Raw genomic sequence first — 12,958 nt, 5'->3', positions numbered from 1 at the left:
CTTAACTCTGACTGATTCTTAGGGCATAGGCAGTGGCCATGGGGGTCAGTGCCAACGCCAACAAAAACATTGCGCCGATAATGGCAAGCTGACCATTATAGGGAAGTTGCATGGATGCCGCATCCACAGCGGAAGTAGCAAAAATCAGCAATGGTACAAAAAGCGGCAACAACAGCAGCGACAATAGTACTCCACCACGCTGCAAACCCAACGTCAGGGCAACTCCGGTGGCCCCCACCAGGCTGAGCAAAGGCGTGCCAAGTAACAATCCCAGCAACAACGACCAGAACATGGGTTCGCTGAGATTGAGAAACAGGGCCAGAAGCGGAGAAATCAGCAGTAAGGGCAACACGCTGGTTAACCAATGTGCCAGCACTTTCGCCAGTACCAGTAAGCTCAACGGCAAGCCAGACAGCATCATCTGCTCCAGCCAGCCGTCATTAAAATCTTCGCGAAACAAACGCTCCATACCCAGCAAAGATGACAGCAAAGCGGCAACCCAGATCACACCGGGACCAATTTTCTGCAGGGTTTGCGGCCCGGGACCTATGCCCAGGGGAAACAAGCTGATAACCAGTACAAAGAAAATAATCGGCTGCATCAGCTCGGATTTCTGACGATAAGCTAACGCCAGCTCTCGGCGCAGCACCCCGGCCAGGCGTCCCGTCATAGTCGGTACTCCAAGTGCAGATCCTTTACCGGGTAATCCATATCGAGCTGTTGGTGAGAGGTCATGACCACGCTTCCACCGCTTTGCAAGTGGCTGGTTATTTTTTGTTTAAGGAGCATTATTCCTTTACGATCCAGCGCCGTAAAAGGCTCATCCAGCACCCACAATGCCGCGGGCTTGAGCCACAAACGTGCGAGTGCTACCCGACGCTGCTGACCGGCAGACAGTTGGCGACAAGCCAACTCTTCCAATCCAACCAGGCCGAGAGCATCTAATAAGGCATACAGGTTTTCATTGGTTTCAATGCCCTGTATCTGACACCAATACTGAAGGTTCTCAAGGGGATTCAGGCAAAGATTTACGCCTAACTTGTGGCCGAAGTATTGCAGCTGATGTTGGAAAGCCATGGGATGCTTAACAACCGACTCCCCCCCCCAGGTCACGTCGCCGCCAGCAGGCTCTGCCAGTCCGGTCAAAATACGCAGCAAACTGGTTTTACCGGCACCGTTGGGACCCTGCAAATGCAGAATCTCCGCCTTGTCCACGGAAAAACTGAGGGAATCAAACAAGACCCTGTCGCGTTTTATGCAGGTTAGATTATGTGCAATCAGGCAGGACAAACCAACTCTCTGACAACCAAGGGAAAAATGCGGCAGAATCATATCACAGCCGGGCCTTAATGACAGTCTTGCTGCTAGGTTGAAAAGTGCATATGAAAAAGGCTTAACGCACCTTTTGTTCTTTATACTTTACTGTGCGTTGCCGACCTGAGTTAAACTCCCCAAAAAGGCTGTCGATAAGCTGACATGACAGATTTGCAATTTTCCCCACAACAACAGCTGGCTAGCGCACTCAAGCAAATGCAGTCAGGTGCGCCAATCGAAGCATCCACGCGCAATGCTGTGCCGGTGTTGGTCAAGGAAGTCAGTATTCAGCAAGTCTTGATGATAAGCGGTGGCCGGGAAGTCAGAGCCGGGATAAGAGACATTCAAGGCAGCCTAACCCCCGGGCGTGAGTACCAAGTGGCACAAGAAACCGGCAATGCTGGCCGATTGCAATTCTTTTCAGCAGAGACTGCACGTCTACCTCAACAGACGCTGAATTACCCTTTGCCTAAAGCCTTGGCCCAGGCAATTACAACAGAAACCATTCTCGCCCTTTCGCAAAAGCAGCCCGGTGCCATGATCATGCAGGCCGAGGTTATTGAGCAAAAAGGCAATCTGCTTACAGTACAGCTACCAAGCGGAAAGCTAGAATTGCCCCTGCCGAAAGACAGTGGTCAATTTAGCCCGGCTCAGAAGCTGACCCTCGAGCTACTGCCCAAAGGTGACCAATGGCAATTGCGCATTAGTCAATCACCTGAACAACCGACGCCAAGAACATCCAGCGCTCAGCTGCCGCTGCAGATTGTTCTTCCTCGTGCTCTGCAGCACGCCGTTGGCGAGTTATGGTTAAGCGAACGCAACAGCCCCCCGATGGATAGACAACAACTTGCACAAATGGCCAAGGCACAAGGGACTTCCGTTCCACAAGCGCTGCAGCAACTGCTTGATAAAACAACATTGATCGCCCAGCAGACGCGTCAGGAGCAACCGTCGTTGCGCCTGTTGGGCGGTAATCTTTTAGAAATTAAAGCACCGACCACGCCAATACCGCAGGCGGTGATCACGCTGCAAAAAGCCGATTTACCAAAACTGTCTGCCCTGCTTTCGCAAGCGACTGCCAACACCAGCGGCGCTCAAAATAATGCGCAGGCAATGCCTCTTTCAGTGGATACGAGTTCGCCACAGGGTAAACAGCCAGTAACAGCGGTAAACATTGATAAAACCCAAGCAAGCTCGGGAAAAGTAATTGCACAGGAGACTTCCGACAAAGTAGCGTCTACCCGCATGAGCGAGAATGCAGCGGTTCGACCGACGCAGAATCAGGCTGCAGGAGCCCCCCTATCCTCAATGCAGACCCAATATCAGCAACTGGTGTCTTTAAGCCGGCAGTTGCAGATTGTCTTGGATGCCCCACAGCAAGCTTTGGTCAAATTGGAACAATCCCTTAATCCCACTCCCGGTAATCCCCCTGGACTGGCGCCACTACTGCAGCAACTGAAGCAAGATCTGACGCAGAGCCTGCCCAGAGGAAAGGACATTCATCAAGACGTAGAAAGCCTGCGCCAATTGTTGAGCGCGGCAGCTTTACCTGTGACTCCGGTCACGCTTAATAGCCCCCCTCCGAGTCAGGGATTACTTGGAGGATTGATGGTGATGCTGCAGGTGGCATTAGCATCTCGATTATCACGGAGCCTGCCCTCCCAGGGTGCAAAACTGGCTGAGGGGCTGGCGAGCCTGATTAGCCACAGTAAGGCCATGAGCGGGCAAGCCCCCATGACTCCCAAGCAGCTCAGTGACTTTTCTCAGGTTGAACAACGACATCAGATTATTCGCCAGTTGGGTCAATTGCTGTCTTCCCACAGCGCCTCAAAAACAACCAGCGCCGATTTGCAGTGGCAAGGACAGGATGTCTTTCATTACAGCCTGCCGGGTATCAGTTCACAGCGCCATCCGCTGGAGATCCTGATCCGCCGCGAACCGCCTTCGGAGGAAAGACGCCAACAAGCTCAAAGCACTGACAAACAGTGGCAGCTAAGCATGAAACTGGAAGTGGGTGAAATAGGGGCTTTACTGGCCAAAGCCAAGTTATTTCAAGAACAACTGGAATTGGATTTCTATGCAGGCAATCAGCAAGTGCGGGAGAAGGTAGATCAGTATCTGCCCGTGTTGATAGAAAGACTCGAGGCATTGGGGTTAACAGTACATAGAAGCCAATGCCAACTGGGCAAAATTCCCGAGCATTTGCAGCAGCGTCCGTACCATTTATTTGAGACAAAGGCATGATGGAAAAAGGCAATAAGCCTCGCAGTGCAGTAGGCATAAAATACGAGGCAAAGGATAGCAAGCAGGCCCCGACCGTCATCGCCAAGGGCTTCGGCGATCTTGCTGATGAGATCATCCGTTTAGCCAAAGAAAATGGCGTTTTGGTCCATGAAGATGAGCAACTGGCAGCCTTTCTCAGCACCTTAGACTTAGGTCAGGAGATCCCCAAAGAACTGTACTACGTGATTGCAGAACTGATTGCCTTTTCCTATGTGCTGCAAGGTAAATATCCGGAAAGTTGGCGTAATGTTCACGGACGAGTGGATGACAGGGCTTAAGCTATCAGCTCTTTTTCCCATGCACACTAAACAGCATCTCAGCCTGTTTTTCAAGTATTCCCCTTAAGTGGCAACGCTTTCAGGGAAAAATTAGATAAGCTCAGGATCTCTTGGTGGATATCGGCTAAAGATTTATCCGGGTAACGTTGCTGCATGATGTCTATGGTTTGCAAGATCATTGCCTTGCCATAGACATAGGTAATTACCTGAGCGGGCCAACGCCTAATTCTGTTGATTTCTCTCGCCATAACTGATTTTTGCTCGGGAATATGAGTTAACCACTCCTTTTCGGCGCGCTCGTTGTCCCATCCCTTGGCATGGATACCGATGTCAATTAATACCCTCACCGCCCTTAGCGCCTGCCAATCCAATGCGTAATGCGCGCTTGACTGGTCGATGAACAATCCAAGTTCACTGCCAAGGGTTTCAATGTAGGCCGCCCAGCCTTCGGCGAATACTAGCGCCCCTTGCAGTCCCAAAAAGTCCGGACATTGGGCATTGTTTTGCAAAAATTGGCTTTGATAATGATGTCCGGGTACGCCTTCATGCAGAAACAGCCAATCCAGGTGCTTTGCCGGCAAGTTGTCATCATGCAGGTGATAAATAAACTGCTGCGTGGCGGCATTGTATATGCCAGGTGCCGGAAAATCTTTTGGCAAGCCGGATTTTACAATTGTTACCTTCGGTGCCTGATAAGCAGTCGCCAAAACCTGTGGCAAATGTTGGTAAACCGTCACTTCCCTTTGCTTAAATGCACGAACGATGCTGTCAGCATCATCTCCTTTGATGACGCTGTGATCCTCTGGCAGATCGCTTTCTGCGAGCTGCTCACGCTTTCGTCTGGCGTCATCAAGTTCAGACAGGGCAATAGACTCCAGCTCATCAAGTGGCACATCCGCATGTAGCCAACTACGAAGCCAGTGACGGTACCAGTTGTTGCCATCGACAAACTGAGAAAAGGAGCCTTTATATTGTACCGAGGAAGAGGGCAACGCATCGAGCAACTGCAACCGGCTTTGTGCCAGTGCTAACACAAAGCGGATTTCACTGGTCGCTAGCGTTTCACATTGGGATAGTGTTGAGCTTTGCTGAACTGACTCGCCGAACTGTTTGGACAATGTCGCCAATAACCGCTGCTGATGGGATTGGTCGGTGCTTGCCTGCTGTTGGAGGATAGCGGCAAAGTCGAGCTCGACACGGTGGATATTGAGCGCTGCAATCTGCCGCACGAGTGTCAGCAATGTTGAATCTGATGCAAGAACAGGGCTGGACATAGTCGACATCAGTGCCCCGCATAACAGCGCGCAGGTGCGAAATATCTGTTTAAACACTTTGTAGCTGAGCCTTCTACTATTTTGCAGTGTCAAATAACGTGAGCATGAATCCCCTGCCCCGGCATTATCTCACCAACACAAGGGCACGACACAGATGTGTCACTAATGCTATTCATGCTCAATCCCCTATGGCGTTAATATGCTTTGCATCCACTCAAGAGACGCCTTGGCGATTTCAGGATTGTAGTGTTCAAGCGGTTCTTCCGGCCGATAGGTGTTGTTCCTCATAGCTGCCAGTAAGCTCTGTTTGTTTGGATATCGCATCAGGGCATGGTCTGTGTCTGGGAACGAAATTGAATGGCCGCTACTTTTTGGGGTAGCATCGACTAATGCCGCAATTTGTGTAGCCCAGCTGCCGTCTATGGCCTGGATGTCTAAGGTGCCGTGCATCATCAAAGCATGGGACAGACTGTTTGACCACATACCGGTGAAATCATATCGATTCAGGCTTCTGAAAAAACTGAAATGTCGATCGAACACACTCTCTCCGTTTATCGGTATCAAACCTGACCTCATCGCGTCGTTCAGGGTTTTGTCTTGCAACAGGTGTTGCCAACTTTTGTCAGTATTGAGCCATTGGTCCAGAAAGGGATTAACAGTTTTAAGATTGGCAATGGACTGCTTGCTGCTTACACCGAAATACTGAACGGCTTGTTTAGTGTAAATATCCTGGAGGTACTCAAACCAGGGCTTAAGAACGCCCCCATAGCCCATGACCCCTTTTACCAGGCCTTGCTCGGCTATCTTGGCGGCATGCAGCACACCAAGCGAATGGCCAAATACAAACATATTATCCGGATTAATCCGTTTATCGGAGGAGAAATGCTGCAAGCCAGCCACGAAGGCCGCATTCTCGGTATCAAAGTCGTAGTCAGCACAATTTAGAGGCCCCTTACTGTCGCCGACGCCGGGTTTCTCCATTTTAAATACGCTAAATCCTGCTTGAGCATAACTTGCCAAAAGCTGGGAGAGGGTCATATTGGGTGACATGCCGTAATCGATGGAATCGCAGGTGTAGCCCTGTATGAACATCACTGCAGCTTTGTCTTCGCGGGGGGTATCGGGGTAATAGCTAATGGTGCGAATATGGTTGTTTTTCCAGGTAAATTGACCATAGTCTACGGAATATCCTTGACCGCTTTCTCTGGGACGCGATTTTGCTACCCCCTCCAGCCGTACCTCTTTTCCCTCGCGCACAACAGAGAGCTCTAGCTTGGTGCCTTCGTTAATAGCTACCAGCTGCTCCAATAGATGAGCAAAATCCCGCACACTTACACCGTTTAAGGCTTTCAGTGTGTCGCCGGTTAGCAGTCCAATTGCCGCACCTGTGCCATCTGGATGGAGACCACCAACTTCCACCGCTATACCCGGTGCACTGTCTACAGGCGCTAATCCTAAAAAAGCTGAGCTCTGCAATTGTGCGTTGGCATTAGCAAAGACCAGTACTGAAAAAACCAAGAGTAGTTTGCGAAACATAGTGATGAACCCAATAACACAAAGAATGCGCTGATGCTGTTAAAGGAGGGTTCACTGGAAGATAATCTGCAAGGAGGTTAACAATTTAATGCTTTTTATGGACGAATGACATCAAAAATGACAGCTTACCTATCATCATTGATAACGCGCGAGGAGACACCTATTGCGGTTCAGATTCAAACTAGTCACAGAAGCATCATGTTATGTGAGGCCGATTCTTAGCGCCCCTACTGAAAGATTAGAAGAACATCACCCATCCCTTACTGCCAGCATGACCTTGCTTAACCTTTTTTCCCATGCACACTAAACAGCATCTCAGCCTCGGCTCTGGGTAATTCACAGGCTTCCATTAATTCCTCAATCGAGGCGCCCTTTTGCAGAAGCTTTACGGCGTGGGAATAGCGCTTGGTCTGCGGATCCATTTGCGCCAATTCTTGTTGTCTTGACTGCAGTTCCTGCACTTCCAAGATCAAGGCTTTGACTTTATCACCGACCCCCAGGCTACCGACCCGCAGTTCGTGCAGTCCCTCCTGCAGCTCGCTTTGGCTTTGCTTGTGGGCTTCATGCAGCCCTTTCTGGTCGGATAAAGAAGTGGCAAGTTGAAGTAATTTGCGATGCAGATAAACACAGTAAATGCTCAACAACACAAGGCCTAGCATTAACAACGGCCAAATCCATTCACTCCAGTTCATCAATCACCTGCATTTTGTTAGCTCCTTGGGACAGACAAAAAAACGCCCGGCATGACCGGGCGCATGCTCGACCTTTGACGCATTAAAGACTACTGATTTCGTCCCACTCTTCATCGGTAAGCAGCTTGTTCAAATCCACCAGGATCAGTAACTCGCCATCTCTGTTGCTGACACCTTGGATAAACTTGGCGCTTTCCTCAGTACCTACATTTGGCGCGCTGTCGATCTCGGAAGACTTGAGGTAAACCACCTCAGCCACGCTGTCTACCAGAATACCAACCACCTGCTGTTCGGATTCGATAATAACGATACGCGAGTTGTCAGTGACTTCGTGAGCGTCTAGACCGAACCGGGCACGGGTATCAATTACCGTTACCACGTTACCGCGCAAATTGATAATCCCCAGAACATAATCCGGGGCACCTGGTACCGGTGCAATTTCGGTGTAACGCAACACTTCCTGCACTTGCATCACGTTGATGCCGTAAGTCTCTTCACCCAGGCGGAAAGTCACCCATTGCAAGACTTCATCTTTGGCAGCAGCTGCATTAGTGCTACTTTTATCACTCATAAGATCCGCTCCTGAGCTTGTTAAGCGTCATCTTCATTAATACCAAGACCCTGATCCAGCATTGCTATCATCGCATTCACATCGAACAAGGCGCACATTTTTTCTTTGACTAACCCTGCCAGCCAGGGACGCTTGCCGTGGGCTTCTCGCCATTTGACATCATCCTGGTCCAGGGTAACGGTATTCACCAGCGATTCACAGCACAGGCCCCAACCGCTATCTCCTAACATAATAAGATATTGATAATTTAAGGATTCTGCCAGTGTTTCACTGTATTTTTCTGGCATTACCCATTGTGCGGTGTCCACCACCTTGAGCTTTTCGTCACGATGCAGCATCACCCCCATAAACCAATCCGGCTTACCGATAAGGGGAGACGCTTTCTCCAACTTGTGAATACCGCCCAGTTCAGTCAAAGGTACCGCAAGGGTCAATCCTGCCACCCTGAAATAAAGCGCCTGGAATGAGCCTCTGCGATACTCAGGTGATTCGGTCTCTTCCAATACCGGAGCCGGTGTCATTTCCTCGGCAGCCACGGGGGGCAGCGGCACAGCAACTTGTTTGGCCTGAATGCCTGGCTCTGCCTGCACCGGTTCGGCGACAGGTGTCTGCACCTGTGATCCTGCGGCCTGCTCCAAAAGTCTTGCCACGGACTGTTGCTGAACTGAGTCGATAACCGGATCTTCGGTTAATAGTGCCGACAGGTAATCTTCCATTACCCGTTCATTAGCAAACTGCCCCTTTTTCATGACGAACTCTCTAGGGACTGCAAATGTTCAAGTAAGGTGGCGTAAGCATACACACCGCGGCTTTTCGGGCAATGCAACGGTGGCGGACTTTGCGCCTGACTGGCATCGCGAAAACGGGTATCTACCGGGATCACGCCACTCCATACCTTCTCACCATAGGTCGCCTGAAGCTGCTTATAAGCGTCCATGGCGGCATTAATACGCTTATCGTACATAGTAGGAATAATACTGTACTCAAAGGCTTTTGGCTGAGACTTTTGCATGATTTCCAAGGTGTGCATCATACGATCCAAGCCTTTAAGGGCAAGAAACTCAGTCTGTACCGGTATTAGTATTCTGTCACTGGCAGCCAGGGCATTGACCATCAATACACCGAGCACCGGCGGACAATCCAACAGCACATAGTCGAATTCATGAGAAACCGCATCCAGCGCATTTTTCAGCACCAAGCCCATGCCGCCTTGATTGCCCATGGTGCGGTCTAACGTGGCCAGCGCCATGGTAGCCGGCAGAATAAAGAGTGAATCCAACTTGGTGGGACACAAACAGTCTAATACTCTGTCGGTACTTGGCTTTTTGCCGGCGATAAAGATGTCATAGAGGCTGGCGGAAAGTTCTTCAGAATCAACGCCAAAATAATAACTTAAGGATGCATGTGGATCGGTGTCGACCAGCAGCACTCGCTTTCCCTGAAGGGCCAGTAATGACCCCAAGGTAACAGTGGTTGTAGTCTTACCTACTCCACCTTTTTGATTTGCAACTGTCCAGACGACCAATGCATAAACCCTTATTAGAAAGTGGACAGACTCATTGCCCGATGATTCAAGCCGACATTTCCATGAGGATATTTGCGCTGATATCATCCAGCGCCATACTGGCAGAGGAAATCCCCGCAGCAGCCACTGCCTGGGGCATACCATAGACAACGCAACTCTTTTCATCCTGCGCCCAGATTAACGCGCCGTGCTGCTTTAAGCATCTGCAGCCTTCTCGTCCATCGGCGCCCATGCCGGTCAGGATCACCCCCAGCACATTACCGGAGTAGACTTTGGCGATGGACTCAAAAGTGATATCGACACTGGGCTTGTAAGTGATATTTTCAAGGCTGCTGTCATCGAGAATACGTATACGACTCTGCCCTGCTGAACCCTCGAGCAGCATTTGTTTTCCACCTGGGGCCAGATAGGCACAACCGGGCTTTACTAAGTCGCCATTACTGGCTTCTTTCACCGTGATTTTGCACAGATTATTGAGTCGGGCAGCAAAGGCACTGGTAAACGTCCCTGGCATATGCTGAACCAGAAAAATCGGATAAGGGAAATTCTCGGGTAGCTGCGTGAGAATATTCTGCAGTGCCACCGGACCACCGGTAGAGGAACCAATAGCTAACGCACCATAGCGCTTACCTGAGCTTCGTGTCAGGCGTGTAACTGATGCTCCACCAACACGCCCCGCTGCCTCTCTGGCTTGTCCGAGGAGACTTCCGGTACGAGGACTGTCCGGACGCAAAGGCTGTGGCTTAGAAGGCTCAGGGCGTAATGTTTCAGAGCGAATAAACTCAGGGCGAGGCGTGGGTCGTAAAAAAGCACGGCGACGAGCCAGGGCTTTGACACGCTGCTGTAAAAGAGAGATGGCTTCGTTGCGTTCTTTAGCGATATCTTCGAAGCGCTTTGGCAGAAAATCCAAGGCACCGGCGTCCAGCGCATCTAATGTCGCCTGTGCACCATCATGGGTAAGGGACGAAAACATCAATACCGGGGTTGGCCGCTCAGCCATAATGCGACGAACCGCAGAAATACCGTCCATTACCGGCATTTCTACGTCCATGGTAATCACATCAGGCTGCAGTTTCGCCGCCTGTTCGATTGCCTCTTGTCCGTTTCGGGCTTGCCCAACGACCTCAAGCCCAGGGTCCTGGTTGAGGAGTTCCGTCACACGACGGCGGAAAAATGTCGAATCATCGACGACCAGAACCTTGTATCGCATTATACCGCTGCTTTTTTGGAGTCTCTCAGGCTTTTCTTAGCGTAACGTTTGAGTAAACCGGGAATATCCAGAATGAGGGCAATGCCGCCATCGCTGGTGATCGTGGCACCGGCCATACCTGGAGTACCTTGCAACAGGGCATCCAGAGGCTTAATGACCACTTCTTCCTGACCTATCAGCGCGTCCACCACAAAGCCGATTTGCTGGGTGCCAATCTGCGCGATCACCACATGTCCCTTGGCTTTCTCAATGGCCACTTTTTGCTTGGAACGTGTCAGCCACTCTTTGAGATAAAATAGTGGGATCGCCTTGGAGCGCACAATCATAGTCAACTGGCCATCAACCGTGTTGGTCTTCTTGATGTCCATGTTGATGATTTCATTCACTGAGGCCAGCGGCAGGGCAAATGTCTGCTCGCCCACCACCACCATCAAGGTTGGCAGGATAGCCAGGGTCAGGGGCACCTTGATTTCAAGGCGGGTACCCACCCCTTTTTGCGAGTGGATTTGTACCGTGCCGTTTAACTGGGTGATCTTGGTCTTCACCACATCCATACCTACACCGCGTCCGGAGATATCGGAAATCTCGGTTTTGGTGGAGAAACCTGGCGCAAAGATAAGATTAAAGGCTTCGGTATCAGACATGCGCGCTGCCGCATCCACGTCCAATACACCGCGTTTGATGGCAATCTCTTTGAGCTTTTCAGGATCCATCCCTTTCCCATCGTCATCAATGGTCAACAGGATATGATCCCCTTCCTGAGAAGCGGCTAGTTTCACCTCACCCGTGCGTGGTTTGCCAGCGGCAACACGCTCATCGGGCATTTCAATACCATGGTCCACCGAGTTCCTGACCAAGTGCACCAAGGGATCAGCCAAGGCTTCAACCAGGTTTTTATCCAAGTCTGTCTCTTCGCCTTCCAGCTTAAGGACAATGTCTTTCTTGAGGCTACGGGCCAAATCCCGCACAACCCGGGGGAATCGGCCAAATACTTTCTTGATGGGCTGCATGCGGGTTTTCATTACCGCACCTTGCAGATCGCCGGTCACTACGTCCAAATTGGCAATGGCCTTGGACATATCTTCATTAGCAATGTTAACCCCAAGGCTGATCAGGCGGTTACGCACCAATACCAGCTCACCCACCATGTTCATGATCTGATCAAGACGCTTGGTATCCACACGGACAGTGGTTTCCGCAGCCGCCGCTGCAGGCGCCGCGCCAGGCTTTTTATCGCCCGCTTTCAGTGGACCGGCAGAGGCTCTGTCTTCGTCATCATCATCGTCATCAGATGCGGCCGCTTTGGCCGCCACCGGCGCAGCTGCAGGCTTAGCAGCTGGCGCAGGAGGTGGTGTGGGCGCCGCTTTATCGGCAGGTTTGGCAGCGGGTTTATCTGCCGCTTTGGCCGCAGGCTTCTCGGCAGGCTTGTGGGCAGCCTTGGGGGCTGGCCCTTTTCCGCTGCCATGCAGCTGATCAAGCAGAGCTTCAAATTCGTCGTCGGTAATATCTTCGTCGCTACCCGAAGCCACTGGCGCGTCTTTTTTCGGCGCAGGGGCCGCGGCGGGTGCCTTAAACTTGCCTTCACCATGCAATTGGTCAAGCAAAGCTTCGAATTCATCATCGGTAATGTCTTCATCACCGGCGTCACCGGAAGCGGCCGGTGGTGTTTTTACAGCGCCGGCTTTGGCTCCGGGTGCGCTGCCGGAACCGTGTAATTCATCCAGCAGCTTTTCAAATTCTTCTTCGGTGATGTCATCGATCTCACCGCCAGTGGATGCTTCGCTTTCCACAGGTTCAGGCTCGGGTTCGGGTTCTGGTTCTGGTTCGGCCTGAACAGGCTCAGGAGCATGAGCAACCTCGTGGTGTTCATCTTCTGACTCGGGTTTGCTGAGACGGTGCAGCGCATCCAGAATTTCTTTGGGGGCTGGCTCCAGAGGTTCACGGGCTTTCACACTAACGAACATCTCGTTAATGGAGTCTAAGGACTGCAGAATAACGTCCATCAACTCTGGCGTAACACTGCGCTTACCAGTACGTAATACGTCAAACACGTTCTCCGCACCGTGACAGGCCTCTACCAACTCTGTCAGCGACAGAAATCCAGCACCGCCTTTGACCGTGTGAAATCCACGAAAAATAGCGTTGAGCAGATCGGTGTCGTCCGGATTATTCTCCAGTTCAACTAACTGTTCCTGCAACTGCTCCAGGATTTCACCAGCCTCGACCAGGAAATCTTGTAAGATGTCCTCATCAACATCAAACGCCATGCCCAACT

Annotated in this window: 12 protein-coding genes; 2 read left to right on the top strand and 10 right to left on the bottom strand. The window is 51.1% G+C overall.

What is annotated here, in order from left to right; translation table 11 throughout:
• Position 1: 1 nt before the first annotated feature.
• Together ccmB and ccmA are read right to left on the bottom strand one after the other, a co-directional pair.
• Complete coding sequence (ccmB, locus tag P2G88_RS04405; RefSeq protein WP_275794483.1) at positions 2-670, bottom strand: heme exporter protein CcmB; 669 nt, start codon at positions 668-670, stop codon at positions 2-4.
• A complete protein-coding gene (ccmA, locus tag P2G88_RS04400) occupies positions 667-1,332 on the bottom strand; it encodes a cytochrome c biogenesis heme-transporting ATPase CcmA (RefSeq protein WP_345798873.1) in 666 nt (221 codons plus the stop codon). The genes ccmB and ccmA overlap by 4 nt, the downstream gene beginning before the upstream one ends.
• A 144-nt stretch (positions 1,333-1,476) precedes the next feature.
• Here ccmA and P2G88_RS04395 point away from each other — a divergent pair, with 144 nt between their 5' ends.
• The gene (locus P2G88_RS04395) at positions 1,477-3,558 is read left to right on the top strand and encodes a flagellar hook-length control protein FliK (protein WP_275794481.1); all 2,082 of its coding nucleotides are present in this window, start codon (positions 1,477-1,479) and stop codon (positions 3,556-3,558) included.
• Positions 3,558-3,875 (top strand): EscU/YscU/HrcU family type III secretion system export apparatus switch protein, encoded by a 318-nt coding sequence (locus P2G88_RS04390; protein WP_275794526.1) that lies wholly within the window; start codon positions 3,558-3,560, stop codon positions 3,873-3,875. Before P2G88_RS04395 ends, P2G88_RS04390 begins: the two co-directional genes overlap by 1 nt.
• Positions 3,876-3,925: 50 nt before the next feature.
• On the opposite strand, the gene P2G88_RS04385 is transcribed toward P2G88_RS04390, so the two are convergent.
• The 8 genes from P2G88_RS04385 to P2G88_RS04350 form a co-directional block, all read right to left on the bottom strand.
• On the bottom strand, positions 3,926-5,104 hold the full coding sequence (locus P2G88_RS04385; protein ID WP_275794480.1) for a DUF885 family protein: 1,179 nt from the start codon (positions 5,102-5,104) through the stop codon (positions 3,926-3,928).
• A gap of 231 nt (positions 5,105-5,335) precedes the next feature.
• Positions 5,336-6,685 carry a hypothetical protein gene (locus P2G88_RS04380; RefSeq protein ID WP_275794479.1) on the bottom strand — a complete coding sequence of 450 codons (1,350 nt, stop codon included), beginning with the start codon at positions 6,683-6,685 and terminating at the stop codon, positions 5,336-5,338.
• A gap of 281 nt (positions 6,686-6,966) precedes the next feature.
• The gene (locus P2G88_RS04375; protein ID WP_275794478.1) at positions 6,967-7,377 is read right to left on the bottom strand and encodes a DUF2802 domain-containing protein; all 411 of its coding nucleotides are present in this window, start codon (positions 7,375-7,377) and stop codon (positions 6,967-6,969) included.
• A gap of 82 nt (positions 7,378-7,459) precedes the next feature.
• A complete protein-coding gene (locus P2G88_RS04370) occupies positions 7,460-7,948 on the bottom strand; it encodes a chemotaxis protein CheW (protein ID WP_275794476.1) in 489 nt (162 codons plus the stop codon).
• Between the two features lie 20 nt (positions 7,949-7,968).
• Entirely contained in the window at positions 7,969-8,697 is a 729-nt protein-coding gene (locus tag P2G88_RS04365; protein ID WP_275794475.1) for a chemotaxis protein CheW, read from the bottom strand.
• Positions 8,694-9,473 carry a ParA family protein gene (locus tag P2G88_RS04360; protein WP_275794474.1) on the bottom strand — a complete coding sequence of 260 codons (780 nt, stop codon included), beginning with the start codon at positions 9,471-9,473 and terminating at the stop codon, positions 8,694-8,696. The genes P2G88_RS04365 and P2G88_RS04360 overlap by 4 nt, the downstream gene beginning before the upstream one ends.
• A gap of 46 nt (positions 9,474-9,519) precedes the next feature.
• The gene (locus P2G88_RS04355; protein ID WP_275794473.1) at positions 9,520-10,683 is read right to left on the bottom strand and encodes a chemotaxis response regulator protein-glutamate methylesterase; all 1,164 of its coding nucleotides are present in this window, start codon (positions 10,681-10,683) and stop codon (positions 9,520-9,522) included.
• The gene (locus P2G88_RS04350) at positions 10,683-12,950 is read right to left on the bottom strand and encodes a chemotaxis protein CheA (protein WP_275794472.1); all 2,268 of its coding nucleotides are present in this window, start codon (positions 12,948-12,950) and stop codon (positions 10,683-10,685) included. Before P2G88_RS04350 ends, P2G88_RS04355 begins: the two co-directional genes overlap by 1 nt.
• Positions 12,951-12,958: the final 8 nt, after the last annotated feature.

Origin of the sequence: Aliiglaciecola sp. CAU 1673 (assembly GCF_029223185.1) — a bacterium.
GTDB lineage: Bacteria > Pseudomonadota > Gammaproteobacteria > Enterobacterales > Alteromonadaceae > Bowmanella.
The sequence above is the reverse complement of the archived record's forward strand: the minus strand, read 5'-3'. Positions and strand labels throughout refer to the sequence as shown.

Bases quoted from the DNA above. Each gene is read 5' to 3' on its own strand.
- ccmB (WP_275794483.1), bottom strand. From the start codon at position 670: ATGACGGGACGCCTGGCCGGGGTGCTGCGCCGAGAGCTGGCGTTAGCT.
- ccmA (WP_345798873.1), bottom strand. From the start codon at position 1,332: ATGATTCTGCCGCATTTTTCCCTTGGTTGTCAGAGAGTTGGTTTGTCC.
- P2G88_RS04395 (WP_275794481.1), top strand. From the start codon at position 1,477: ATGACAGATTTGCAATTTTCCCCACAACAACAGCTGGCTAGCGCACTC.
- P2G88_RS04390 (WP_275794526.1), top strand. From the start codon at position 3,558: ATGGAAAAAGGCAATAAGCCTCGCAGTGCAGTAGGCATAAAATACGAG.
- P2G88_RS04380 (WP_275794479.1), bottom strand. From the start codon at position 6,685: ATGTTTCGCAAACTACTCTTGGTTTTTTCAGTACTGGTCTTTGCTAAT.
- P2G88_RS04375 (WP_275794478.1), bottom strand. From the start codon at position 7,377: ATGAACTGGAGTGAATGGATTTGGCCGTTGTTAATGCTAGGCCTTGTG.
- P2G88_RS04370 (WP_275794476.1), bottom strand. From the start codon at position 7,948: ATGAGTGATAAAAGTAGCACTAATGCAGCTGCTGCCAAAGATGAAGTC.
- P2G88_RS04365 (WP_275794475.1), bottom strand. From the start codon at position 8,697: ATGAAAAAGGGGCAGTTTGCTAATGAACGGGTAATGGAAGATTACCTG.
- P2G88_RS04355 (WP_275794473.1), bottom strand. From the start codon at position 10,683: ATGCGATACAAGGTTCTGGTCGTCGATGATTCGACATTTTTCCGCCGT.
- P2G88_RS04350 (WP_275794472.1), bottom strand. From the start codon at position 12,950: ATGGCGTTTGATGTTGATGAGGACATCTTACAAGATTTCCTGGTCGAG.